This is a genomic window from Neptunitalea lumnitzerae, assembly GCF_027924185.1.
GTDB classification, from domain to species: Bacteria; Bacteroidota; Bacteroidia; order Flavobacteriales; family Flavobacteriaceae; genus Neptunitalea; species Neptunitalea lumnitzerae.
This window is the reverse complement of the sequence record NZ_BRVO01000002.1, coordinates 764,934-790,836: the sequence shown is the minus strand read 5'-3', so window position 1 is coordinate 790,836 and position 25,903 is coordinate 764,934. Positions and strand designations below refer to the sequence as shown.

General features: G+C 32.4%; 26 protein-coding genes. 23 read left to right on the top strand and 3 right to left on the bottom strand.

What is annotated here, in order from left to right; genetic code table 11:
* The first annotated feature begins 1 nt into the window (after position 1).
* Genes Y10_RS10705 through Y10_RS10685 form a run of 5 tightly spaced genes read left to right on the top strand, consistent with a single transcriptional unit; the run spans position 2 to position 4,702 of the window.
* The gene (locus Y10_RS10705; RefSeq protein ID WP_408733615.1) at positions 2–481 is read left to right on the top strand and encodes a GNAT family N-acetyltransferase; all 480 of its coding nucleotides are present in this window, start codon (positions 2–4) and stop codon (positions 479–481) included.
* Positions 478–1,341 (top strand): peptide chain release factor N(5)-glutamine methyltransferase, encoded by an 864-nt coding sequence (gene prmC, locus Y10_RS10700; RefSeq protein ID WP_281765381.1) that lies wholly within the window; start codon positions 478–480, stop codon positions 1,339–1,341. The genes Y10_RS10705 and prmC overlap by 4 nt, the downstream gene beginning before the upstream one ends.
* A 2-nt stretch (positions 1,342–1,343) precedes the next feature.
* Complete coding sequence (gene ligA, locus Y10_RS10695) at positions 1,344–3,341, top strand: NAD-dependent DNA ligase LigA (protein ID WP_281765380.1); 1,998 nt, start codon at positions 1,344–1,346, stop codon at positions 3,339–3,341.
* A complete protein-coding gene (locus Y10_RS10690; protein ID WP_281765379.1) occupies positions 3,342–4,043 on the top strand; it encodes a hypothetical protein in 702 nt (233 codons plus the stop codon).
* Positions 4,040–4,702 (top strand): hypothetical protein, encoded by a 663-nt coding sequence (locus tag Y10_RS10685; RefSeq protein ID WP_281765378.1) that lies wholly within the window; start codon positions 4,040–4,042, stop codon positions 4,700–4,702. Before Y10_RS10690 ends, Y10_RS10685 begins: the two co-directional genes overlap by 4 nt.
* Here Y10_RS10685 and Y10_RS10680 read toward each other — a convergent pair.
* Both Y10_RS10680 and Y10_RS10675 read right to left on the bottom strand, forming a co-directional pair.
* The gene (locus Y10_RS10680; protein ID WP_281765377.1) at positions 4,689–5,597 is read right to left on the bottom strand and encodes a bifunctional metallophosphatase/5'-nucleotidase; all 909 of its coding nucleotides are present in this window, start codon (positions 5,595–5,597) and stop codon (positions 4,689–4,691) included. The genes Y10_RS10685 and Y10_RS10680 overlap by 14 nt on opposite strands.
* Before the next feature lie 2 nt (positions 5,598–5,599).
* Positions 5,600–6,358 (bottom strand): 5'-nucleotidase C-terminal domain-containing protein, encoded by a 759-nt coding sequence (locus Y10_RS10675; protein WP_281765376.1) that lies wholly within the window; start codon positions 6,356–6,358, stop codon positions 5,600–5,602.
* 78 nt (positions 6,359–6,436) lie between these two features.
* Between Y10_RS10675 and Y10_RS10670 the strand changes: the two genes are divergently transcribed.
* The 12 genes from Y10_RS10670 (at position 6,437) to Y10_RS10615 (ending at position 17,955) form a co-directional block, all read left to right on the top strand.
* The gene (locus Y10_RS10670) at positions 6,437–6,955 is read left to right on the top strand and encodes a DUF6913 domain-containing protein (RefSeq protein ID WP_281765375.1); all 519 of its coding nucleotides are present in this window, start codon (positions 6,437–6,439) and stop codon (positions 6,953–6,955) included.
* A gap of 4 nt (positions 6,956–6,959) precedes the next feature.
* Complete coding sequence (gene dapA / locus Y10_RS10665; protein WP_281765374.1) at positions 6,960–7,853, top strand: 4-hydroxy-tetrahydrodipicolinate synthase; 894 nt, start codon at positions 6,960–6,962, stop codon at positions 7,851–7,853.
* Positions 7,853–8,767 carry an ion channel gene (locus Y10_RS10660; protein WP_281765373.1) on the top strand — a complete coding sequence of 305 codons (915 nt, stop codon included), beginning with the start codon at positions 7,853–7,855 and terminating at the stop codon, positions 8,765–8,767. Before dapA ends, Y10_RS10660 begins: the two co-directional genes overlap by 1 nt.
* Before the next feature lie 101 nt (positions 8,768–8,868).
* Positions 8,869–9,672 carry an outer membrane protein assembly factor BamD gene (locus Y10_RS10655; protein ID WP_281765372.1) on the top strand — a complete coding sequence of 268 codons (804 nt, stop codon included), beginning with the start codon at positions 8,869–8,871 and terminating at the stop codon, positions 9,670–9,672.
* Positions 9,673–9,691: 19 nt separating this feature from the next.
* Positions 9,692–10,012 (top strand): DNA-directed RNA polymerase subunit omega, encoded by a 321-nt coding sequence (locus tag Y10_RS10650; RefSeq protein ID WP_281765371.1) that lies wholly within the window; start codon positions 9,692–9,694, stop codon positions 10,010–10,012.
* 6 nt (positions 10,013–10,018) lie between these two features.
* A complete protein-coding gene (gene coaBC, locus Y10_RS10645) occupies positions 10,019–11,221 on the top strand; it encodes a bifunctional phosphopantothenoylcysteine decarboxylase/phosphopantothenate--cysteine ligase CoaBC (RefSeq protein ID WP_281765370.1) in 1,203 nt (400 codons plus the stop codon).
* Entirely contained in the window at positions 11,214–12,098 is an 885-nt protein-coding gene (gene porD, locus Y10_RS10640) for a type IX secretion system protein PorD (protein ID WP_281765369.1), read from the top strand. The genes coaBC and porD overlap by 8 nt, the downstream gene beginning before the upstream one ends.
* Before the next feature lie 58 nt (positions 12,099–12,156).
* On the top strand, positions 12,157–13,809 hold the full coding sequence (recN, locus tag Y10_RS10635; RefSeq protein WP_281765368.1) for a DNA repair protein RecN: 1,653 nt from the start codon (positions 12,157–12,159) through the stop codon (positions 13,807–13,809).
* A 50-nt stretch (positions 13,810–13,859) separates the two neighbouring features.
* Entirely contained in the window at positions 13,860–14,669 is an 810-nt protein-coding gene (locus tag Y10_RS10630) for an enoyl-ACP reductase FabI (protein ID WP_281765367.1), read from the top strand.
* A 23-nt stretch (positions 14,670–14,692) separates the two neighbouring features.
* Positions 14,693–15,391: a purine-nucleoside phosphorylase gene (gene deoD, locus Y10_RS10625; RefSeq protein WP_281765366.1), complete on the top strand. Its 699-nt coding sequence runs from the start codon at positions 14,693–14,695 to the stop codon at positions 15,389–15,391.
* Between the two features lie 119 nt (positions 15,392–15,510).
* Positions 15,511–15,969, top strand: a complete 459-nt coding sequence (smpB, locus tag Y10_RS10620; RefSeq protein WP_281765365.1) for an SsrA-binding protein SmpB — start codon at positions 15,511–15,513, stop codon at positions 15,967–15,969.
* Positions 15,970–16,314: 345 nt separating this feature from the next.
* The gene (locus Y10_RS10615; RefSeq protein ID WP_281765364.1) at positions 16,315–17,955 is read left to right on the top strand and encodes an ArnT family glycosyltransferase; all 1,641 of its coding nucleotides are present in this window, start codon (positions 16,315–16,317) and stop codon (positions 17,953–17,955) included.
* Here Y10_RS10615 and Y10_RS10610 read toward each other — a convergent pair.
* On the bottom strand, positions 17,952–18,596 hold the full coding sequence (locus Y10_RS10610) for a protein-L-isoaspartate(D-aspartate) O-methyltransferase (RefSeq protein WP_281765363.1): 645 nt from the start codon (positions 18,594–18,596) through the stop codon (positions 17,952–17,954). The genes Y10_RS10615 and Y10_RS10610 overlap by 4 nt on opposite strands.
* 161 nt (positions 18,597–18,757) lie before the next feature.
* Here Y10_RS10610 and Y10_RS10605 point away from each other — a divergent pair, with 161 nt between their 5' ends.
* The 6 genes from Y10_RS10605 to Y10_RS10580 are packed head-to-tail and all read left to right on the top strand — an operon-like array spanning position 18,758 to position 25,903.
* Positions 18,758–19,726 carry a Gfo/Idh/MocA family protein gene (locus tag Y10_RS10605; protein ID WP_281765362.1) on the top strand — a complete coding sequence of 323 codons (969 nt, stop codon included), beginning with the start codon at positions 18,758–18,760 and terminating at the stop codon, positions 19,724–19,726.
* A gap of 12 nt (positions 19,727–19,738) precedes the next feature.
* On the top strand, positions 19,739–20,626 hold the full coding sequence (locus tag Y10_RS10600; protein WP_281765361.1) for a 3-hydroxyacyl-CoA dehydrogenase family protein: 888 nt from the start codon (positions 19,739–19,741) through the stop codon (positions 20,624–20,626).
* The gene (locus tag Y10_RS10595; protein WP_281765360.1) at positions 20,626–21,849 is read left to right on the top strand and encodes a DUF1015 domain-containing protein; all 1,224 of its coding nucleotides are present in this window, start codon (positions 20,626–20,628) and stop codon (positions 21,847–21,849) included. Before Y10_RS10600 ends, Y10_RS10595 begins: the two co-directional genes overlap by 1 nt.
* A gap of 3 nt (positions 21,850–21,852) precedes the next feature.
* Complete coding sequence (locus Y10_RS10590) at positions 21,853–22,521, top strand: YggS family pyridoxal phosphate-dependent enzyme (RefSeq protein WP_281765359.1); 669 nt, start codon at positions 21,853–21,855, stop codon at positions 22,519–22,521.
* A gap of 25 nt (positions 22,522–22,546) precedes the next feature.
* Positions 22,547–23,920 carry an exonuclease domain-containing protein gene (locus Y10_RS10585; RefSeq protein WP_281765358.1) on the top strand — a complete coding sequence of 458 codons (1,374 nt, stop codon included), beginning with the start codon at positions 22,547–22,549 and terminating at the stop codon, positions 23,918–23,920.
* A gap of 9 nt (positions 23,921–23,929) precedes the next feature.
* Positions 23,930–25,903: a hypothetical protein gene (locus tag Y10_RS10580; RefSeq protein WP_281765357.1), complete on the top strand. Its 1,974-nt coding sequence runs from the start codon at positions 23,930–23,932 to the stop codon at positions 25,901–25,903.

The following is a 25,903-nucleotide window of genomic DNA, read 5'->3' as shown; positions in this document are numbered from 1 at the left end:
AATGATTATTAGGGAAATTGCTCCGGAAGACAATGCTGCTGTTGCGCAGTTAATTAGAGGTGTTTTTGATGAGTTGGAGATACCAAAAACAGGAACTGCATACGAAGATGCTTCGTTAGATAAAATGTATACTGCCTATGAGTTACCAAAGCATATCTATTTTGTAGTGGGACACGAAGGTATTGTTGTTGGTGGCGCAGGGATTGCACCCTTAGCAAATGGAGATGGTTCTGTTTGTGAGTTGCAGAAAATGTATTTTGCAAAAGAGGCAAGAGGGAAGGGTATTGGTTCTAAAATGATGGAGCAATGTTTAGCATACGCTAAAAAAGTAGGTTTTAAAAAATGTTATATTGAAACCATGCCTTTTATGCACGATGCTCAGAAATTGTACAAAAAGTTTGATTTTAAATATCTAGATGCACCAATGGGGTGTACAGGACATACTTCTTGCCCTGTATGGATGCTAAAAGACCTTTTATGAGATTAAAAGAGTTACATATTCATTTTCAAAAAACACTTGCAGCGTTATATGATAGAGAAGAAGTAAATAACTTTTTCTTTATGTTGTGCCAGGCGTTTGTAAATGTAACAAGAGTTCAGTTGGCTTTAAGACCAGATTTGGAAGTTACTGAACAGGATGAACAACGATTTAGAGAGGCGTTATCAAGTTTAGAAAGGGAAACGCCTATTCAATATATAATAGGAGAGGCTCATTTTTATGATTTACTTTTTGAGGTAAATGAGCATACACTAATACCAAGACCAGAAACTGAAGAATTAGTAGATTGGATTAAGTCTGATTTACAAGATATTGGTTTGCAAAAACCTAAAATTGTAGATATCGGAACAGGAACGGGTTGTATAGCCATTAGCTTAGCGCATCTGTTTTCCGATGCATTGGTTACGGCAATAGATATTTCTGCAGGTGCTTTGGAAACCGCGTATAGAAATGCCGAAAAGAATAAAGTAAAGGTATCTTTCATACAGAAAGATATTCTAGCGGTTGCACCAAATGATGCGGATTTAGGAAAGTATGATGTTGTGGTGTCTAACCCCCCTTATGTTAGGGAGCTTGAAAAACAAGAAATAAAAAATAATGTATTGCTGTATGAGCCCGATACTGCTTTGTTTGTTTCAGATGATAACCCATTGATTTTTTACAACAAGATTAGTGATTTTGCTTTCGAGCATTTGCAGCCAGGGGGAATATTGTATTTTGAAATTAACCAATATTTGGCAGAGGAAACTAAATTGCTAGTTGCTTCAAAAGGGTTTAAAGAGGTATCTTTAAGAAAAGATATTTACGGGAATTACAGAATGTTAAAAGCTATTAAAAAATAGTCATGAACGAAAAAGAGAGAATACTTAGTTTACGAGAAGAGTTAACACATTATAACTATCAATATTATGTTTTAGATAATGCTTCCATTTCAGATTATGAATTTGATATGAAGCTTAAAGAACTGCAGAATCTTGAAGCGAAGCATCCAGAGTTATATGATGCAAACTCACCAACTGTAAGAGTTGGGGGTATGGTAACTAAGAATTTTGAAACCGTAGTGCATGATTATAGAATGTATTCTCTTGATAACTCTTACTCTAAAGAAGATTTAGAAGATTGGGAAAAAAGAATTCAGAAAATTATTGGTGATGATAAGGTTGAGTTTACTTGTGAACTAAAGTATGATGGTGCTTCTATAAGTCTAACCTATGAAAATGGTACCATGGTAAAGGCGGTAACCAGAGGTGATGGTATTCAGGGAGATAATGTAACTAATAATGTAAAAACTATTAGATCGGTACCATTACAATTAAAGGGTGATTATCCAGAAAAATTTGACATTAGAGGAGAGATAGTTTTACCACATGAAGGTTTTGCTAAAATGAATCAGGAGCGTATAGAAGCTGGTGAAGACCCTTATATGAACCCAAGGAATACTGCTAGTGGTAGTTTAAAATTACAGGACAGTGCCGAGGTGTCTAAAAGACCGTTAGAGTGTTTGCTTTACAATATAGTTGGAGAAAAACTAGCTATTACTTCTCAATTTGAAAGTTTGGAGAAGGCTAGGGAATGGGGGTTTAAAGTACCAACAGAAGCAAAACTATGTAAGTCTACAAACGAGGTGATGGAGTTTGTGAATTATTGGGATGTTCACCGCCATGATTTGCCTTATGAAACGGATGGTGTTGTAATAAAGGTAAATTCTTTTCAGCACCAAGAGGAACTTGGTTATACTGCCAAGGCTCCAAGATGGGCTATGGCTTATAAATTTAAGGCGGAGCAGGTTAGTACTAAGTTAAATGAAATTACGTATCAAGTAGGGCGAACGGGCGCTATAACTCCTGTAGCTAATTTAGAGCCTGTGTTGCTAGCTGGTACTACGGTAAAAAGAGCATCGTTACACAATGCAGATCAAATTGCTAAGTTGGATGTGAGAGAAGGTGATGAAGTATTTGTAGAAAAAGGAGGAGAAATTATCCCTAAAATAGTAGGGGTAGATTTTACCCAAAGAGACCTTACATCTGAACCTACAGAATATATAAGCGAGTGTCCTGAATGTGGAACGCCATTAATTCGTAAAGAAGGAGAGGCGCAACACTATTGCCCTAATTACACTGGGTGTCCACCTCAAATTACGGGTAGAATTCAGCATTTTATATCTAGAAAAGCAATGGATATTGAAGGTTTAGGTGGTGAAACCGTAGAGCTTTTATTTAAAAGTGGGTTGATTGATGATTATGCTGATTTGTATGAGTTAAAGGTAGAAAATTTACTTCCGTTGGACCGAATGGCGCAAAAGAGTGCAGAGAATTTAGTGAATGGAGTAGAAAAGTCTAAAGAAATTCCTTTTGAACGAGTGTTGTTTGCTTTAGGAATAAGATATGTTGGGGAAACGGTAGCAAAGAAATTAGCGAAACATTATAAATCTATTGAAGCTATACAAAATGCCACTATGGAAGAGTTGGTAGCGGTAGATGAGATTGGTGAGAAAATAGCGGAAAGTGTTGTAGATTTTTTAAGTAACCAAGTGAACATTCGATTGATTGAACGCCTAAAAGATTACGGTTTACAACTAGCGATATCTAAAGATATTTTGGAAAATCAAACCGATAAGTTAGCGGGGGTAAGTTTCGTAGTTTCGGGTGTTTTTGAATCGGTTTCTAGAAATGAGCTTAAAAAAATGATAGAAGATAATGGAGGTAAGGTAGCTTCTTCAATATCTTCAAAAACAGGATATGTGATAGCGGGAGATAATATGGGGCCTAGTAAAAAGGAAAAAGCAGAAAAACTTGGAGTGCCTGTAATATCTGAATATGATTTTAAAGATATGCTGACATAAATGCTTTATGTAGATAAAGAAAAAATAGGGAATTATTTTTTTGTATTGGCAATACTGCATACGTTGTTTTATACCACAATGTATGCTTTAAATATATATGGGTTTTCTAGAATAGTAGCTGTGTTTAGCATACCGTTACTAATGTTTGCATATTTTTTTAAATCTGTAAAAGTAGATTACGTGTACTTATTTTCATTACTGCTGGTTTTAGTAGGTGATGTAACAAATAGCTTTTGGATAGAGAAATATGACTGGTCTGTTTTTTTGTATGGTATAAATTTAGGTTTTTATAGTTATTATTTGCTTAAAGAGATGGGTGATAACTTAACATCTACCCGAATTTTAATACCTGCTATACCATATTCTATTATCTATTTTTATGTGTTTTATAGTTTAGTGGATAATATGGATGGTATGACATTAGGGACTGTGTTGTTTTACAATTTTTTCTTGGGGTTGTTCTCTGTTTGTACGTGGATTAAGCTAATTTATGAAAGATCAAGATCTTCTTTTTATTTATTTATAAGTAGTTCGTCGGCTATTTTAATGTCTATAGCTTATTTATTCAATAAATCGTTGGAAAAATTGAAGGTTATAGATGATGTTATTATCAATTTTTTATTTTTGTTCTTTCATGTGGCTATGTTTCTCTATATCATAAGAAAAGAAAAAGAGAAATATGGTGTTAGTAAGAACGAATGAGGATAAAAATAATACCTGTTTTACTATTTTTAAATACATTGCTATATGCTACAATGGGATATTATAATATCCACTTTTTTGTAGATTTCTTTTCAGTACTTACAATTCCAATCATTGCTTGGTTTTATTTAAGTGAATCTACGGGTAAAAAATTATGTTATCCGTATATTATAAGTTTATGTTTCTTGTTTGTTGGAGATTTGTTTATTTCGCTTACAGATAATATGACTTTTTCACTTTTCTTTTTAGGAGCCGGTTTAACAGGATATGCGAATACCGTATTGAGTAAAATAAATTTTTTAAAAACGAGTATTATTATAAAAATAAGTATTCCTTTCTTATTAGTTTATTTAGTGCCTTCACTATACTTTGCCAGTTATTTTAACGAAATGCTTTTTCCTATTACCATGCATAATTTTGGATTAGGAATATTTGTGTTTACTATTCTCTTGAAATTATTGCACGAGAAAAAAATAAGACCAAATATGTATTTGGTCTTAAGTGGTACTTTTATGTTTCTTGTAGCTATTTTTGATGCTTATGTGTTGTTTATTTCACATAATGATTTTATACATTCTTATATTTCCATTCCTAGTTTTAGTATAGCTCATTATTGTATGTCTAAATTCATACTTAAAGTATACGCTAAACCAAAATAGACTTTCCTTGAGATTTTACTTTAGAGGCTTTGTCAAAATAAAAATCTACTCTACCTACATTAATACCATAACAACCAACCTGGTTAACTAGTACATCTTCATTTATTTTATTTTTAACTACAGCAGGTTTATCTAAAAATGTATGGGTGTGTCCACCAATAATTAAATCAATATCTTGAGTTTGCGCGGCTAGTTTTAAATCGGAAACTTTATCACCTTTATAGTGGTATCCTAAATGTGATAAACAAATAACTAGGTCGCAATTCTCTTTTTCTTTTAATTCTTTAGTGATGTCTTGCGCAATTTCTATAGGATCAATATATACAGTTTCACCGTAATTTTTCTTTTCTACTAATCCTTCTAATTCAATCCCTAATCCAAATACTCCAATTCTAATTTCGCCTCGTACAAAAATTTTATAAGGTTTTATGTAGTCTTCAAGAGGCGTGTTTACAAAAGCATAGTTAGCAGAAACAAAATCGAAGTTTGCATTTGGTAATTGTGCTAAGATGCCTTCAATACCATTGTCAAAATCATGATTTCCTAATGTTACAGCATCATAACGAAGCATACTCATTAGTTTGTATTCTAATTCACCACCATAATAATTAAAATAAGGAGTCCCTTGAAAAATGTCTCCGGCATCTAATAGAATAGTATTAGGGTTTTCTTGTCGTATATTTTCTATTAGGGTAGCTCTTCTAGCCACTCCGCCTTGATTTGGGAAATCAGGATGATCTGCAGGAAAAGGGTCTATATGGCTGTGTACATCGTTGGTATGTAATATGGTAATATGACTTTGCTTTTCAGGTGCACAGGAAGCTAAACTTAATCCTCCTAAGCTTGCAAATGTGGCTCCCACAGCTGTTTTTTGAATAAAATCTCTCCTTTTCATAATTAGTCAATGTAAAGTCTTTTGTCTGTAGATGTTTGTAAAGTGTCTTGTTTAGCAAAATAGTCAATCATAGCTTTTCTAAGCAAATAGTCTACAGGAGTAACGCTAAGTGCTTCTTTAAAAAAGTCCATGTGATCTCCTCCTCCTAATAAGAAGTTTGAGGTAGCCACGTAATAGGTTTTGTTTTTTTGTGGAGTCTTTTTGTTAATAGTAAAAGACTTAACAGACTTATCTTTACGAAATTCTAGATGAAATTGTTGGGAAACCGGGTGTGCTTTCTCATTTTCTATAAGGTAGCTTTCTAAGTCTTTTAGTTGATCATAGGAAAGTTCTGCTACCAAAATAGTATTTTCAAAAGGCATTACTTCAAAAGCGGTTCTGGTAGTTATATTACCTTCTGGTATAGTAGCCCTAATGCCTCCGTAATTTAGTAATACAAAATCAATGTTTTTTCCTGTTCTTTCATTAAAAATTGGATTGGCTTGCTCATACACTATGTCTGCCATTAAATTGCCTAAAGCACTGTTAAGGTTGTTCCCTTTTTTGCTTAAATACGTTGGGTTATAACATAGAATTTTCTCCAAATCGGCCTTAATGTACTCCCTTTTTGGTTTTATAAACTCTTCAATTTCAGTAACTTCTTTTAAAGAATCGTTAATGTTTATCTGTTTTGCCTCAATTTGTCTTAACTTTTGAGGCTCTTTAGAGCAATTATAGGCTACTAATAATGTTATAATTATAACAAAATGTTTAATTTTCATATATTAAAAAGTAGTTATATAACAAAGTTTTAGAAATAAATATTAATAAATTTGTAAATAGGAAAGTAGTAAAATTAGATGATATTAGATGCTGTTCGTAGAAAATTTATCAATAAATTAAGAAGAGATAAAGAATCTACAAAAAATGAGAGTTTTGAGTTTTCCAAAATTAAAAGTGTAGGTTGTATTATAGACCTTGACAAATATGAGAATCCGAATCATTTAATTTCTGAGTTTAAACAATTGGGTTTATCTGGTGCAGAATTTAAAATTATTGGTTTTTCAAGAAAAAATAGTAAGCAAAAGGAAGATACTTTGATTCCTGTTTTTTATAAAAATGAGGTAGGGATTAAAGGGAAGTTGAAAGGCGAAAACCTACAGAATTTTGTTGATGGGCGTTATGACGTATTAATAAATTATTTTGCTGAAGATGTGTTTGAGATGAAGCTAGTTTCATTAATGGTAAAAGCATCTATAACAGCAGGTTTTCCTACTGTAGATCAAAAGTGTAACGATTTAATTTTGAATTGTGAATATACTAATGTGAAGCAGTTTTTTGAAATTTTAAAGAGATATTTGAAAGTTATAAAGAAGTAGAAAGATGCGATCAAAATTTTTAGGAACAGGAGTAGCTTTGGTAACTCCGTTCACTTCGGATAATCTAGTGGATATAGAGGCACTAGAGCGCTTGGTTAATTATGTAGTAGATAGAGGGGTAGAATACCTTGTTGTGTTAGGAACTACTGCAGAAACTGCTACTTTAAATAAACAGGAGAAGGAATTAGTTATTGCTACGGTGAAATCAGTAAACGATGGTAGGGTTCCGCTTGTTTTGGGTATGGGTAGTAACAATACGTATGATTTAGTAGATCAATTAAAGGAAACTGATATGAGTGGTTTTGATGCTATTTTGTCTGTTTCACCATATTATAACAAACCTACTCAGGAAGGAATTTATCAGCATTTTAAAATGGTTGCTGAGAATTCTCCTCTTCCGGTTATCTTATATAACGTGCCTGGTAGAACGGGGTCTAATATGTTGCCTGCAACGGTTTTACGTTTGGCTAACGAATTTGATAACATTATAGGTATAAAGGAAGCATCTGGAGATTTAACTCAAGCCATGCGTATTATTAATGAAAAGCCAGAAGACTTTTTAGTTATATCTGGAGACGATATGTTGGCGTTACCTATGGTATTAGCAGGTGGTGCAGGTGTAATATCTGTAATAGGACAAGGTTTCCCTAAAGAATTCTCTGAAATGATTCGCTATGGTTTATTGCATAAAACTAAAGAGGCGTTTGATCTTCAATATAAAATAATGAATTCTATAGATTATATTTTTGAAGAGGGTAATCCTGCGGGAATTAAAGCACTATTAGAAATATTAGGAGTATGCTCTGGAGGGGTTAGACTTCCATTAGTAAAAGCATCAGGTAACTTATATGAAAAATTATTAGTATTTTCAGAGAAATTTAATGCTATAACCGTATAATGTTCCATAAAGTTAATGATCCCGGCTTTGGTAATTTTTCAACAAAAAATATTCAGCGCTACGTAAATAAAGACGGGAGATTTAATATTAAACATATAAATAAGAAACGAAATATTTCAGCCGCGTATACTTTTTTAATAAGTATTTCGTGGCTGAAATTTTTTGTTCTAGTGATATCTTGTTACACGGTTATTAATATTGTTTTTGCGTTTATTTATCTACTTGCAGGAATAGAAAACTTAACCAGCTCTACGGGTAGTCCTTTACATGATTTTTTTAATGCGTTCTTTTTTTCAGCACAAACCATAACTACAGTTGGGTATGGTGGTATTTCACCGCGAGGTATAATTACAGGTTTAATATCGTCTTTTGAGGCTATGTTGGGGCTTATCTGTTTTTCTTTTATTACAGGGCTTTTATATGGTAGGTTTTCTAAGCCAAAAGCAAGTGCTCAGTTTAGTGAAGATATAGTGGTAAATAAACATTTAGGTACACATAAAATTATGTTTAGGGTTATGAATAGCCGAAAATCGGTAATGATTAGACCTAAAGTAGATGTGATTTTGTTATTGCCAGAGGCGGTAGGTGATAGTTTTAAGAGTAGCTTTTATACTTTAGATTTAGAAAGAAATGCCATAACGTATTTGCCAACTACTTGGACTATTGTACATGATATAGATGATAATAGTCCGCTAAGTAATTATAAAGTAGAAAATTTAGCCAATTTGAATGCAGAACTTATTATTTTACTTTCTTATTATGATGATGCATTTAACCAAGAAGTACATCAAGTACATAGTTATTTATTAAGAGAATTGAAGATAGACTATACTTTTGAGAAAGCTTTTTCGTTTAATGATGACGGTATAATGGAGCTAGACCATGATAAGTTTGATAGAATAATACAAAAATAACGTTAAAGTTTTTCTGAGAGCTATTTTTACTAATTTCAAAAGTATACATTAGCCGTGCAAAAAATCTTTTGTAAAACGTTAAAAATATATAATTTTGCAGAATGTTTAAAAAAATAGAATTTTTAGGATTTATAGCAGTCTTAGTAATTTTTACTTCTTCTTGTAGCGATTACCAAAAAGCACTTAAAAGTGAAGATGTAAAAATAAAATACGACATGGCAGAAAGCCTTTATAATGAAGGTAAGTATACTAAAGCAAACAGATTGTTTGAGCAAATAATGCCAAAGTATGCGGGAAAGCCACAAGGAGAGAGAGTAGTGTATATGTATGCAGATGCTGCATATAAAGATGAAGATTACTATTTAGCAGCGTATCAGTTTGAGCGTTTTGCTACTTCTTACCCAAGAAGTCAAAAAGCACAAGAGGCAGCTTTTTATTCAGCTAAATCATCTTATATGTTGTCTCCTAAGTATTCTATAGATCAAACAGATACTTACGAAGCCTTAGATAAGCTACAGAATTTTATTAATAATTATCCAGATTCTGAATGGTTACCAGAAGCCAATGAAATGGTTCAGGAGTTAACTTTAAAGATTGAACGTAAAGAGTTAGAGATAGCAAAAAACTACAGTAAAACTTTTCATTACAAAGCAAGTATAAAGTCTATTGATAACTTTTTAGTTGATTATCCTGGGTCTGAGTTAAAAGAAGAGGCTTTGTATGTTAGGTTAAATGCATCATACGAGTTAGCAATTAACAGTTATGAGTATTTAGTAAAGGATAGATTATTACAAGCACAAGAAGCTTATCAAGAACTAATAGAAGATTATCCAAATACTCAGTTTTCAGAGGAAGCTACTGAAATCAATGAGAGTATAGAAAAAGAATTAAGTAAAAGATCATAAATATTTAACAATCGATAGAATGAGTAATTTAAAGAAAACTGAAGCGCCGGTATCAACCATTACCTATGATAAAAATGAGTTTGATGCCCAAACAGATAATATTTATGAAGCTATTGCTATTGTAGCTAAGCGTTCTATTCAAATTAACTCTGAGATTAAAAAGGAGTTAATTGAAAAATTAGACGAATTTGCTACTTACAATGATAGCTTAGAAGAAATTTTTGAAAATAAAGAACAAATCGAAGTTTCTAAGTATTACGAAAAATTACCAAAGCCACATACATTAGCTGTAGACGAATGGTTAGACGGTAAAATTTATTACAGAAACACTGAAAAGTAAACAGCTATGTCTGTATTAAGCGGTAAAAAAATACTCTTGGGTGTAACCGGTGGTATTGCTGCTTATAAAACTACTTATTTAGTTAGATTATTCATAAAAGCGGGCGCGCAAGTTCAGGTGGTAATGACAAACAATGCCAAAGAATTTGTGACGCCTTTAGTGCTTTCTACACTATCTAAGAATCCGGTTTTAAGCGACTTTGTCAAGGATACAACTACAGGAGAGTGGGCAAACCACGTTGATCTTGGATTATGGGCTGACTTTATGGTAGTAGCGCCTGCTACTATTAATACGTTAGCTAAAATGGCTACAGGAGAAAGTGATAATTTATTGTTGGCGGTATACAGATCTGCTAAATGTCCGGTGTATTTTGCCCCGGCTATGGATTTAGATATGTATAAGCATGAAAGTACACAACACACTTTTAAAGTATTGCAGTCTTTTGGTAACATAATGATACCTTCTGAAGCTGGTGAACTTGCCAGTGGGTTGGTAGGAGAAGGCCGCATGGCTGAGCCTGAAAACATTTGTACGTTTATAGAAAATGATATTTTAGGCAAAGCACCATTAAATGGAAAGAAAGTTTTAATAACTGCCGGGCCTACGTATGAAGCTATAGACCCAGTACGTTTTATAGGTAATCATTCCTCAGGAAAAATGGGCTATGCATTGGCAGAAGTAGCAAATAGCTTAGGCGCACAAGTTACATTGGTTTCTGGACCTACAAGTTTAAAAGATCCGTTAGATGTAAATGTGGTGAGAGTGGTAAGTGCTGAAGAGATGTATAGTGCGGTTCATGAGTATTATGCAACCACTGATATAGCTATATGCGCAGCAGCTGTAGCAGATTACAGACCAAAAAATGTAGCTGAGCAAAAAATAAAAAAGCAAACAGCATCGTTAACTATTGAGTTAGAACCTACAAAGGATATTTTAGCTTCTTTAGGAGCTTCTAAGCAAAATCAGTTTTTAGTTGGTTTTGCGTTGGAAACGGAGAATGAATTGGCTAATGCTAAAGGGAAGCTAGAAAGAAAGAATTTAGATGCCATTGTTTTAAATTCTTTAAATGATACTGGTGCTGGTTTTGGCAAACCAACAAATAAAGTTACTTTTATAAATCATAAAGAGGTGAAAGCTTTTTCAATTAAAGAAAAAGGAGAAGTAGCTAAAGATATTTTTAACGAAATTATTGAAAGATTAGATGCGTAATTGGATCTTATTAGTTTTTATCTGTATAACAGGTGTAATTAAAGCACAAGAGCTTAATTGCAAGATAACTGTGAATTCTCAGAAGATTAGTCAAACTAATCAACAGGTGTTTTCTACACTTGAAACTGCTTTAAATGAGTTCATGAATAATAGAAAATGGACTAATAAGACCTACAAACCAGAAGAACGTATAGACTGTAATATGTTAATTACGGTAGATTCTTATGAGAATAATAATTTTTCAGCAACAATTCAGGTACAATCTTCTAGACCTGTTTACAATTCTTCGTATATAACCCCGGTATTAAATATTAATGATAAACAGTTTTCTTTTACCTATCAAGAATTTGAACCGCTATATTATAATGAGAATAGATTTGAATCTAATTTAACCTCCGTAATGGCGTTTTATGCCTATGTAATTATTGGGGTAGATGCAGATACTTTTAAAATGCGCGGTGGAACTATGTTTTTCAATCAAGCTAAAAAAGTAGTTAATATTGCTCAGAGTGGTAATAATGTTGGTTGGAAACAAAATGATGGTAATCGTACACGTTTTGAATTGATTGATAATTTACTTTCTAATTTTTATAGAGAGTACAGAACTGTAATGTACAATTATCATTTAAAAGGTATGGACTTAATGTCTTCTAAGCCAGAAATGGCTAAGAAAACCATAGCTTCCAGTATTCAGTTATTTAAAAGTATGAATGCACGTAGGCCAAATTCATATTTGCTTCAAGCTTTTTTTGATGCTAAAGCAGATGAAGTATCGCAAATATATTCAGGGGGTCCACAAATTAATACTACACAATTAGTGGCAACTTTAAATAACATTATGCCCAATTATAGTGGTAGTTGGAAAAAAATTGAATAATAGCTGTTTTATACTCTACAAAATAACAAGTATATTTGAGGTTTAAAATTAATATCATTTGTTAGCTTCACTTTCCATTAAAAATTACGCCCTAATAGACGAGCTTAAAGTTAAGTTTAGTAATGGGTATACTATAATTACAGGGGAAACCGGTGCAGGTAAATCTATTCTTTTGGGAGGTTTATCGTTAGTCTTAGGGAAAAGAGCCGATTTAACGGTGCTTAAAACCAAAGAAGAAAAATGTATTATTGAGGCTGAGTTTCATATAGAAAACTATAATCTAAAACAATTTTTTGAAGAAGAGGATTTAGATTACGAAGGTCAAACCTTTATAAGACGTGAAATATTGCCTAGCGGAAAATCTAGAGCTTTTATTAACGATACTCCTGTAACCCTTTCAGTACTGAATGATTTAGGTGTTAAGTTGATTGATATCCATTCTCAAAATCAAACTTTAGAGTTAACAGAAGAAGAATTTCAATATTCAGTGATTGATGCTGTAGCTTCTAATTTTGAAAATGTAAAACAATATCAAGAAATTCTTTCTACTTACACTAAAACAAAATCTGCTTATAACAGACTTTTAAAAGATCAGGAAGAGGCTTCTAAAGAATATGAGTACAATAGCTTTTTGCTTAAGGAACTAAAAGATTTAAAATTAGAAACCTTAGACAAAGAGGAGTTAGAGTCTAATTACGATCAGCTTTCTAATGTAGAAGATATTAGAGAGAAGTTAACCGCTGCCTTACAATTAGTAAATGCCGAAGAGGTTGGTGTACAAGTGGCTATAACAGAGTTAAAACAGTTGTTTGCCAAACTTACTTCTTTTGGTAGTACGTATGCCGGTTTACATGATAGAATACAATCTGTACTAATAGAGGTTGATGATATTAATGGCGAGCTTATAGCTTTAGAAGAAGGTTTAGAAACAGATCCTGTAGCCTTAGAAAAACTACATGAAATACTGCATAAATTATTTGCAGTAGAAAAGAAACATGGTGTTTCTGGCGTTGCGGAATTGTTGAAAATACAAGAAGAATTAGAGCAGAAAGTAGCTATTACAGAAAATGCAGATGAGGCTGTTTTAGAAAAACAGCAAGAAATGAAGGCATTAGAAGAGAAATTAGATAAAATAGCTTTAAAAATACATAAGCAACGTGCTAAAGAGTTGCCTAAGCTTATCAAAAATCTTGAAAGTATTATTTCAGAATTAGGAATGCCAAATGCTAAATTTAAGATTGAGGTAGCACAAAAAGAGAAGTACTTATCTAATGGTAAAGATGAACTTACCTTTTTATTTTCAGCGAATAAAGGTGGTAGTTTTGGCGATTTGAAGAAAGTAGCATCAGGAGGTGAGTTATCTAGAATAATGTTGGCTATTAAATCTATATTATCTGAGTATATGAACTTGCCTACCATTATGTTTGATGAGATAGACACAGGAGTATCTGGAGAGATAGCTATAAAAATGGCTGACATTATGAAGGAAATGAGTAACCATATGCAAGTTTTTTGTATTACCCATTTACCGCAGGTAGCTGCTAAAGGAGATGCTCACTTTAAAGTATATAAAGAGAATACCCTGTTGGGAACTAGTAGTAATTTGAAATTATTAAATAAACACGATAGGATAACAGAGATAGCTCAAATGTTAGGTGGAGAAAAAATTAGTGAATCTGCTTTGACACATGCAAAAGAACTATTGAGTTAAAAAATTAAACTATCTTTGGCACCTAGAAACTAAGATAAACCTAAAGGAACATGTATAATTTATTAAAAGGAAAAAGAGGAATCATATTTGGAGCGTTAGATGAGAATTCTATTGCTTGGAAAACTGCTGAGCGTGTACACGAAGAAGGCGGTACTTTTGTGTTAACTAATGCACCTATTGCTATGAGAATGGGGCAAATTAATGAATTAGCAGAAAAAACAGGTTCTGAAATTATACCTGCAGATGCAACTAGTATGGAAGATTTAGAAAATTTAGTTTCTAAAGCAACAGAAATATTAGGAGGAAAACTAGATTTTGTTTTGCATTCTATCGGGATGTCTGTAAATGTTAGAAAAGGACGTCATTATACTGAAAACAACTATGATTTTTCAGCTAAAGGATGGGACGTATCTGCATTATCATTCCACAAAGTAATGCAAACTTTATATAAGCAAGATGCCATGAATGAGTGGGGTAGTATTGTAGCCTTAACTTATATGGCAGCTCAAAGAACTTTCCCAGATTATAATGATATGGCTGATAACAAAGCATATTTAGAATCAATTGCTCGTAGTTTCGGGTATTTCTTTGGTAAAGAGAAAAAAGTTAGAGTAAATACAATTTCACAATCTCCAACACCAACTACTGCTGGTCAAGGTGTTAAAGGATTTAGTGGGTTTATTTCTTATGCAGAGAAAATGTCTCCGTTAGGAAATGCATCTGCTCAAGATTGTGCAGATTACACTGTTAGTTTATTTTCAGATCTTACGAAGAAAGTTACTATGCAGAACTTATTCCATGATGGAGGTTTCTCTAACACAGGGGTAAGTAATGAGGTAATTGAAAGATTTGAAGACTAAGTAACATATAATTTTAAGGCTGTATGAGTTTACATATAGGAGCTGAAGTAGGAGAGATTGCAGAAACGGTATTATTGCCAGGAGACCCATTACGTGCAAAATGGATTGCTGAACATTTTTTAACCGATGTAAAGCAATATAATAATGTAAGAGGAATGCTTGGTTTTACCGGATTGTATAATGGTAAAAGAGTTTCTGTACAAGGAAGTGGAATGGGAATTCCTTCTATTGGAATTTATGCTCATGAGTTGATAAACGACTATGGAGTTAAAAAATTAATTAGAGTGGGTAGTGCAGGTTCTTATCAGAAGGAAGTTGCCTTAAGAGATATTGTACTTGCAATGTCTGCATCTACCAACAGTAGTATTAATAATGCTACTTTTCATGGTGAAACATTTGCTCCTACTGCTAGTTTTAATTTATTACGCAAAGCTGCTGATTTTGCAGAAAACAAAGGAATAAGCTATAAAGCAGGAAACATTTTGAGTAGTGATATTTTTTATCAAGACAATCCTGAGTATTATAAAAAATGGGCTTCTCATGGAGTACTTTGTGTAGAAATGGAAACAGCTGTTTTATATACTACAGCTGCTAAGTTTGGCGTAGAGGCATTGTCTGTGTTAACCATTTCAGATAGTTTGGTTACTCATGAAGCTACAAGCAGTCAAGATAGAGAAACAACTTTTAAAGAAATGATTGAAATAGCTCTTTCATTAGTTTAGAAAATATTATCAAAATTTTATAAAAAGGGATACTGTAATTACAGTATCCCTTTTTTATTTTAGATTGGTGAATGGCAGCTATGCATAGTTGCTAAAAAATATTGTAATTTTGCCTTCCTATGCAGAAAAAGATTAACATACAAAATAAGAGAGCTAGATTTGAATATGAAATTCTTGATAAGTACACCGCAGGTATTGTATTAACGGGTACAGAAATCAAGTCTATTAGATTAAGTAAAGCCTCTATAGCAGAAAGCTTTTGTGAATTTAATGAAGGTGGAGAGCTTTTTGTGGTAAATATGAATATAGAAGAATACGCTTATGGTACACATTATAACCATAAGCCTAAAACAGAACGTAAATTACTTTTACAAAAGCAAGAACTAAGAAAGTTACATAAAGAGGTTAAAAACTCGGGTAATACCATTGTACCTTTAAGAGTATTTTTAACGGATAAGGGCTTAGCTAAAATGGATATAGCTTTGGCTAAAGGTAAGAAGCTCTATGATAAAAGAGAAACTATTAAGGATAGAGATAATAAACGAAACCTTGATAGAATTAAAAAGGCTTATAAATAGCCTTTCTCAAGATTGAGTTTTTAGCTTAATTATATAAAAAGAAAAGCTACTATAAAAGTAGCCTTTCACCCCAAACCTTGAAACAATAAAAACTTATTGCTTAAACTTACATAGCATACTTATTAGGTAATGCTGGTTGCAAAACATTAAAATGAGAGGAGTCATTTAGTAATGATTACATGACAAACTTAGATGTTTTGGTTACCAATTTTATTAGTATTTATACGTATTTTTTACCTTAAGTACGTTAAAATGAGTTGTTTTATAAAAGTTATTTTATATAAGGTATGTAATAGTTTGACATAAATTATCTATTTTTAAAATAAAAATTAGTTGTTTAAAGGAATGATGTTAAAACAAAACAAGCATTTTCTTCTATTTGCTGTATTGGTAACTTTTGTGCTTTTTTTTAATTTGGGAGCATGGGGTGTAGCAGAAACAAGCGAGGCTAGGTATGCAGAAATTAGCAGGGAAATGTTACTGTCTAATAATTATTTATATCCTAAATTACTGGGTGTTTACCATTTTCATAAGCCACCGGTAACATATTATTTAACAGTATTAGGATATCAGATTTTTGGGATAAATGAATTTGGTGCTAGGTTTTTTTTACAATTGGCCGTTGTTATTCAACTGTTGCTGGTTTATAAAATTGTAGATTTACTTTACAAAAATAGAAAACTAGCATTGTACGCTGCTATTTGTTACTTTACCATACCAATAGTACTCATGGCAGGTAGAAATCTTACTACCGATATTTATCTTACAACCTTTATTATTGCTGGAGTTTTTCATTGGTTGTCCTATATTCATCATAAGGGTAATTATCACTTATACCTGTACTATTTGTTTATGGGTATATCTTTTGAAACTAAAGGACCTGTAGGGTTATTGTTTTTATTGAGTTTTGTGATTATTTATCGCACTGTTTTAAAAGAGCGTTTTAAAATAACTATGCATCATGTATTAGGGTTTATACTATTTATAGTAGTAGGAGGACTATGGTATTTCTTACTAATTTATAATAAGCCAGAAGTGTTAGATTATTTTATTATAAAGCAAACTGTTAGTAGAATAGCTTCAAAGTCGTTTCATAGAGATCAGCCTTTTTGGTTTTATCTGCCAATTCTACTAGGAGTATTATTTCCTTATGTGATTTCATTTTTTGCTTCTGGTAAAAAATTATGGAAGATTAATAATAGAGTAGATAAAGTGCTTTTATGGAATACCGTAATAATTATTGTTATATTCTCGTCAATAGTTACTAAACGTATATTTTATATACTGCCTGCTTTTTGGATGATTGCAATTCTTATTGTAAGGTTATTGTCTTTTACTTCTGATAGGGTAATAAAGGCAATGAAAATAGCCTATATTAGTTTAATACTAATATATGCTATGGCGTGTGTTGTACTTTACTTTTATAAAGTAGAAACCATAACTATACCTTTAACTCAGTTGGTATTAGTATTGATAGCACTAATTTTATTTCTAATAGTTTACTTTAAATTTTTTAAATCTGTTAGAAAACCTGGAGTGGTGTATGGTATGGGATTGTTCTTTTTTTCTATGGTTTTAGTTTCAGGTACGTTTTTTATGAAAAACAACAGAGATGCCCTAAACTCTTTTAAACCTATAGTAGCATTTATAGAACAACAACCTGCTGATTCAGATAAAAAAATCTTTGCATTTGACTTTTTAATCAACTCAATTCCATTTTATACCAATTCAGAGTTTTACACGGTAAACTATTTACATGATACAGTGGTGAGAGAGATAGAGTTTCAAGCGAATGATAAATATAAAAATCATCTCATTAATGTATACTTGAAATCTGAAGCCGATAGATTTAAAGAGCTTTTAGATTCGGGGGCCAATTATGTACTTGTAAAAAAGAAGTATGGTGTATACCCTCCGTTTAACTTTATAAAGGAGAAGTTACCGCACACAAAAGACTTTGGTAAATGGGTGCTGTATTACAATTAATTTTTGTTTTGTAACATAGGTACAAACCTAAACTCACCAAAGGTAGTTTTTTCAAACTTTTTAGTATCAGTTCTCACAAGTAGCGTCATTATCTGTGGGTCGTCTCCAACAGGTATAACAAGTCTACCACCAATTTTTAGTTGCCCTAGTAATGCTTTTGGGATAAAAGGTGCACCTGCAGTTACAATAATGCTATCAAACGGAGCCTCGTCTGGTAAGCCTTTGTAACCATCACCAAAAATAAGTTTTTTAGGTTTTAAACCAATTTTGGGTAAAAACAAGTTGGTTTTTTTAAACAACTCTAGTTGTCTTTCTATCGAAAATACTTTGGCTCCAAGTGCAACTAAAAGGGCACATTGGTAACCACTACCGGTTCCAATTTCTAAAATTTTATCGGTTGGTTTAACCTCTAGTAACTGTGTTTGAAATGCAACTGTAAACGGTTGTGATATGGTTTGCCCGGCAGCAATTGGGAATGCTTTGTCTTGGTAGGCATGATCTTCAAAAGTACTGTCCATAAATAAATGCCTAGGGATATGCTTCATAGCCTCTAACACCTTAGTATCGGTAATACCTTTTTGAGCCAATATATCTATTAATTGGTTTCTTTTACCTTGGTGTTTTGGTGTATCTTTTAGCATTTGAAAATGGTTAGTGTTAGGATTGTGATGGCAAAAATAATAATACTACCTTTATATTGATTAAAAAGATACTAACAAAGCGTTCTATAGGGTGCTTTTGCTGGGCATATTTATTGCCTAACCCTGTGAGAAACTTTATTTTTGTAAAAAACAATAATTATATGCTTAAAGCAGGAGTTTTAGGTGCAGGTCATCTAGGAAAAATACATTTAAGATTACTTAATCAATCAGATAAATACGAGTTAGTAGGATTTTATGATCCTGATAAAGAAAACGCTGCTAAAATTACCGAAGAATTTGGGTATACCTATTTTGATACTATTGAGGCTTTAATAGCGGCAGTAGATGTGGTAGATATTGTAACGCCTACACTTTCGCATTATGAATGTGCTGTAAAGGCTATTGAAAATAAGAAACATATTTTTATCGAAAAGCCTATTTCTAATACTATTGAAGAGGCAGAGTCTTTAATTAAGTTAAGTGAGGAATACGGAGTTAAAGGGCAAGTAGGCCATGTAGAACGTTTTAACCCTGCGTTTACTTCTGTTAAAGACAAGATTAATACCCCTATGTTTATAGAAGCTCATAGATTGGCTGAATTTAATCCTAGAGGTACAGATGTGCCAGTGGTATTAGATTTAATGATACATGATATAGATGCTATTTTAAGTGTGGTAAACTCTAAAGTAAAGCATGTTAGTGCTAGTGGTGTTTCAGTAATTAGTCATTCACCAGATATAGCTAATGCCAGACTTGTATTTGAAAACGGTTGTGTAGCAAACTTAACCGCAAGTAGAATTTCTTTAAAGAATATGCGTAAGTCTAGATTTTTTCAAAGAGATGCTTATATAGCAGTTGACTTTTTAGAAAAGAAAGTTGAAGTTGTAAAAATGAAAGATGCACCTGAAGTACCTGGAGATTTTGATATGATTCTTCAAAATGCAGAAGGAGAGCGCAAACAAATTTATTTTGAAAATCCGGATATTGAAGCAAACAACGCTATTTTAGATGAATTAGAAACGTTTGCCGATGCTATAGAAAATAATACTACCCCCATAGTTTCTTTACAACAAGGTACCGAAGCACTTAGAGTTGCTAAAGAAATAATAAAAGCATTTGATAATAATTAATACCAAAAAATTATGAAGAATATAGCTGTTATTGGGGCGGGTACTATGGGTAATGGTATAGCGCATACATTTGCCCAATATAACTTTACAGTACATTTAATAGATATATCTGAAGAGGCTTTAGCTAAAGGGATGCATACCATTAGTGCCAATTTAGATAGGATGGTGGCTAAAGAAAAAATAACGGAAGCTCAAAAAAACGAAACACTTGCCAATATTACTACGTTTACAAAACTAGAAGAAGGGGTAAGTGGAGTAGATTTAGTAGTAGAGGCAGCTACTGAAAATGTAGACTTAAAACTATCAATATTTAAAAATTTAGATAAAGTTTGCGATAGCAAAACCGTGTTAGCTACTAATACATCTTCTATATCTATTACTAAAATAGCGGCAGTAACTAGCCGACCAGAACAGGTAATTGGGATGCACTTTATGAATCCTGTGCCAATTATGAAGTTGGTAGAAGTTATAAAAGGATACAGTACGTCTGATGAAGTTACCAGTACGGTAATGGAATTGTCTAAAACCTTAGGTAAGGTGCCTGTAGAGGTAAATGATTATCCTGGGTTTGTAGCAAACCGTATTTTAATGCCAATGATAAATGAAAGTATAGAAACTTTATACAATGGAGTTGCTGGTGTAAGTGAAATTGATACGGTAATGAAATTAGGGATGGCACATCCTATGGGGCCATTACAGTTGGCAGATTTTATTGGTTTAGATGTATGTTTATCTATATTAAATGTAATGTATGATGGCTTTAAAAACCCTAAATATGCTCCATGTCCGTTATTGGTGAATATGGTAATGGCAGGTAAATTAGGGGTAAAATCTGGAGAGGGATTTTACGATTATAGTCAATCTAAAAAAGCAGAAACAGTAGCTAAAATGTTTTCATAATGCCAAAAGTGTTGCCATTTAAAGCGGTATTACCTAATAAGGCTTTTGTTTCCTTAGTCGTTTCAAGATCTTATGAAACTTACAAGAAGAAGGAGCTAAAAGCTAAATTGGCGTATAATCCTTATTCCTTCCTTCACATTCTTACTCCTGGATTTAAGTTTCAGCATGAGATTAGTGGAGTGCAACGCTTTAATATGGTTAAAAATAGATACTTAGAATTTCATGAGCGTGAAGTATATGAGTATGACACGCAAGAGGCTTATTATATTTACAGAATACAAACACATCATAATATATATACGGGTATTATTGCCGCTGCCAGTATAGAAGATTATAAAAATGATGTGATTAAAAAGCATGAAGATACTATTCAGAAACGTGAAGAAGTATTTAAAGAGTATTTAAAAGTAGTTGGGTTTAATACAGAGCCTGTACTGCTCACATACCCTGATGATGATGCTATTAATGCAGTTATTGAGAAAAGAACTCAGGGTGAAGCAGATTATAACTTTGCAGTGGTAGAGCAGCAATTACATTCATTATGGAAAATTGTAGATAAAGAGAGTATTGCTATTATAGCTGGGCACTTTGAAAGCATGAATGCACTTTATATTGCAGATGGACACCATAGGTCAGCATCTTCTAAATTACTTGCTGAAGAAATGTTTCCGCAAACCGGAAATGAAAAGTATAATTACTTTCTAAGCTTCTTAATACCAGAATCTAATTTACATATATCTGAATTTAACAGATTAGTGAAAGGTTTAAACGGATTAACTAAAGAAGAATTTCTGTTTAGACTCGATGAAATTTTCAGAATTGAAAATAGGGGCATTGAATTATATAAACCCTCTAAAAAGCATCATTTTAGTATGTATTTAGATGGTGAATTTTATTCGTTATATTTAAGAAAGTCCTATTACAATTTTCAAGACCCTTTGGGTGAGTTGGATACGCAACTACTGTATAACCTAATTTTAGAACCTATATTAGGTATTCATGATTTAAGAAATGATAATAGAATTGCGTATTTGTCTGGTAAAGATAATAGTATACGTATGAAGAAGCTGATTGATGAAAAGGAGTTTGATGTAGGTTTTGGAATGTTACCTGTTGCCATTACAGAATTAAAGCAAATAGCTGATGCGGGTTTGCAAATGCCTCCAAAGAGTACGTATATTGAACCTAAGCTACTAAGTGGCTTAACCATTTATGAATTTTAATTTATGAGTATAAAAGATAATTTAAGCACTATAAAGGCAACCTTGCCTACACATGTAACCTTAGTAGCGGTTTCTAAAACCAAACCTGTTTCAGATTTGGAAGAGGCTTATAATGCGGGTCAACGCGTTTTTGGAGAAAACAAAATCCAAGAAATGACCGATAAATGGGAGCAGTTGCCAAAAGATATCGAATGGCATATGATAGGTCATGTGCAACGTAATAAGGTGAAATATATGGCTCCGTATGTGAGCTTGATTCATGGCGTGGATAGCTTTAAGTTGCTTAAAGAAATTGATAAACAAGGCGCTAAATGTGACAGAGTAATTAAATGTTTGTTGCAAGTGCATATAGCGGAAGAGGATACCAAGTTTGGATTTGATGAAAATGAGCTATTATCTATTTTTAATTTAGAGGAATTTGCCCTTTTAAAAAATGTAGAAGTAGTAGGCCTTATGGGAATGGCTACGTTTACAGAAGACGAAAACCAAATTGCTAGAGAGTTCAAGGGTTTAAAAGGTTTATTTGATAAAATTAACGCCTCTACTACTATTAACCTAAACATGGAAATTCTTTCTATGGGTATGAGTGGTGATTATAAAATAGCCATAGAAAATGGCAGTACTATGGTAAGAATTGGAAGTAGTATTTTTGGTGCCAGAAATTATCAGTAACTTGTATGCTTAAAGAAGATTATTTGTGTACGCAATTTTAGATATAGAAACTACCGGCGGTAAATTTAATGAAGAGGGGATTACCGAAATAGCTATTTACCGATATGATGGACATACCGTAGTAGATCAATTTATTTCATTAGTAAACCCAGAGAAAGAAATACAGCCCTTTGTTGTAAAGCTTACTGGTATTAACAATAAGATGTTACAAACAGCTCCCAAATTTTTTGAGGTGGCTAAGCGTATTGTTGAAATTACTGAAGACTGTATTATTGTAGCACATAATGCAAAGTTTGACTATAGAATTTTACGGACTGAATTTAAGCGTTTAGGATTTGATTATTCTAGAAATACACTTTGTACCGTTGAATTATCTAAAAAGCTAATACCAGACAAACCTTCTTATAGTTTAGGGAAGTTGGTAAGGTCATTAGGAATACCTGTAAGTGATAGACACCGTGCTAACGGAGATGCCATGGCAACTGTAAAGTTATTTAAGTTACTATTGTCTAAAGATTCTTCTAAAGAGATTATAAGAAACGCAATTAAATCTGATATGGAGCATAAAATGGCTCCAAAACTATTAGATATTATAGATCAATTACCTTCTGTAACCGGAGTTTATTATATTCATAAAAACGATGGTGAAATTATTTATATAGGTAAGAGTAAGAATATTAAAAAGCGCGTTAATCAGCATTTTACCAATAAAAATAAAAGTGCTTTGATAATACAACGTGATGTGGCAGCCGTTACCTATGAAGAAACGGGAAGTGAATTGGTAGCGCTCTTAAAGGAAAATGAAGAAATTAAAGTAAATAAACCGAAACTGAATAAGAGTAGAAAACGAACGATTTTTAATTTCGGATTTTACTTAGAGGTTACGGAACACGGTTATAAAACTGTGGTTATTAAAAAAGTGTCTGATATGAGAGGCGCAATTCCTTTAATGACGTTTACCACCATATTTGAGGCAAAAAATGCCTTATACAAAATGGCAGATGATTATACATTATGCCATAAGTTGCTAGGGTTGTCAGAGGCTAAAAAGAATTGCTTTAATTACACTATAGATAAGTGCTATGGTGCTTGTATACAGAAAGAACCTGTTGAAGATTATAACCAACGGTTTGAGGCTGCTATTACATTTTATAGTTACCCATACAGTAATATGGCTGTGGTAGATAAAGGCCGTAGTGTAGATGAAAGAAGTGTTATTTTAATAAAAGATAATCAGTTAAAAGGTATTGGTTTTTATAACCTTAATTATCAAATTAACCATATAAGCGTTTTAGAAAACATTATAACCCCTTTACAAAATAATGGAAACGCTCAGCATATAATCCAATCGTATTTGAGGAAACGAAAAGTATTAAAGATTATAAATTTAGAAACCTAACAACCAATAATGAAAACAATTTTATCGTTTGCACTTTCTTTTGTGTTTGCTTTTAGCTTTGCACAAGAGAAAGCGTACAAGTATGGTTTTGCAGATGCTGAAACCTTACAAATGACTTCGTATGAGAAAGATCCTGAAGCGCCAGCTCTGGTACTTTATGAAAGGGGAGCAGTAGAAATTAAGTATAATTCTGAAGATGGATTTTATAAGGAGTTTACCTATAAAACCAGAGTTAAAATTTTTGATAATGCTGCGTTTGATAAAGCTACTTATTCTTTAAGGTTATACATTAGTGATAAAGGTGGTTACCGAGAAAAACTTACAGCCTTGCGTGCACAATCTTATAATATGGATAGCCCGCCAGTAGGTATAAGCATGGATGATGTGATGATTGAGAAGAAAGATGATAACCATGAATATGCAAAATTTACAATACCTAAAGTTAAAGAGGGAACTGTATTTGATGTAGAGTATACCATTAGATCTTCTTATTATTATGTTATATCAGATTGGAATTTTCAATCGGATATTCCAAAGTTGTACAGTGAGTTTTATACAAAAATACCAGCGAATTTAAAGTTTAACGGAAAGTTAGTCGGCTTTTTAAAATTTAGTAAGCAAGATTCTGATATAGAAAAGAAATGCGTTGAGGCATTTTATTCTAGTGCAGCAGATTGTGCTATAGACACGTATGTGATGGAGGATATACCTGCCTTTAAGGAGGAGAAGTATATGACATCTAAAAAGAATTATATCTCTCATATTACCTATGAGTTAAGAGAGACGCAAAATTTTCAAGGGGCTAAAAAGTATTATACACGAACTTGGGAAGATGTAGATCATGAAATTAAAACAGCAGATTTTGGTAAGCAAGCCCGTAAAGAAAATGCTTTTAAAAAACTAATTCCAAATGATTTAGCTGCGTTACCAATGAGTATTGATAAGGCAAAAGCTATTTATTATTACTTACAGAATACCTTAGTTTGGAATGGTGATTACCATTATTTATTTACCGATATAGATTGTAAAGATGCTTTTGAAAATAAAAAAGGGAGAAGAGAAGAGTTAAATCTTATTTTATATAATATGCTAAAGGCATCAGGTTTTGAGGCATATCCTGTATTAGTTAGAGAACGAGAAGACGGCGTTGCAACTCTTTTGTATCCTGTAATGGATGAGTTTAATTATTTAATTGTAAAATTGGTTTTAGATGAAAAAATCTATTATTTAGATATTACCGATAAATACTTACCATTTGGTTTATTGCCTTTAAGAGCATTAAACGATTATGGAAGGGTAGTAGATTTTAAAAATGATAGCTATTGGGATAATATTTATATATCATCATTATCTACCTCTACTATTTTTGGACAGTTTGAAATAGATGAAGAAGGAGCTGTAACTACTAAAATGTCTAATAAGTATACTGGCTTTTTTGCTGTTAAAAGAAGAAAATCTATCAATAGTAAAAGTAAAGATGATTATATAGAATCTTTAGAAAACAGTTTAAGCGATGATAATAATGCGTTTGTAAGTAATTATAGAAATATAAATCCAACAGATCCTGAAAAGCTACTTATAGAGTCTTTTGAAGTTGAGTATGAAGATGATTTGAATCAAGATCAGATTTTCTTATCTCCTTTAGACGGATTACTATATGATGAGAATCCGTTTAAATTAGAAGAAAGACAATATCCTGTAAATTTTGGCTATCCTAATGGGTATTCTATCAATATTTTAGTGAAATTAGATGATGCGTATGAGGTTTCAAATATTCCGGAAAGTTTTACGTATACTTACGATAATTTGTTGAAAGTAGACTTTAAGGTATTAACACAGGGTAATGATATTAGTTTTAAAGTAGATTTTTATGTGTATAAGTCGGTATTTCAACCAGAAGAATATGACGAACTTAAAAAAGCATTTAGTAAATTGGTAGATATAAACAATATGACCCTTATTTTAAAAAAGGTTAAAAACTAA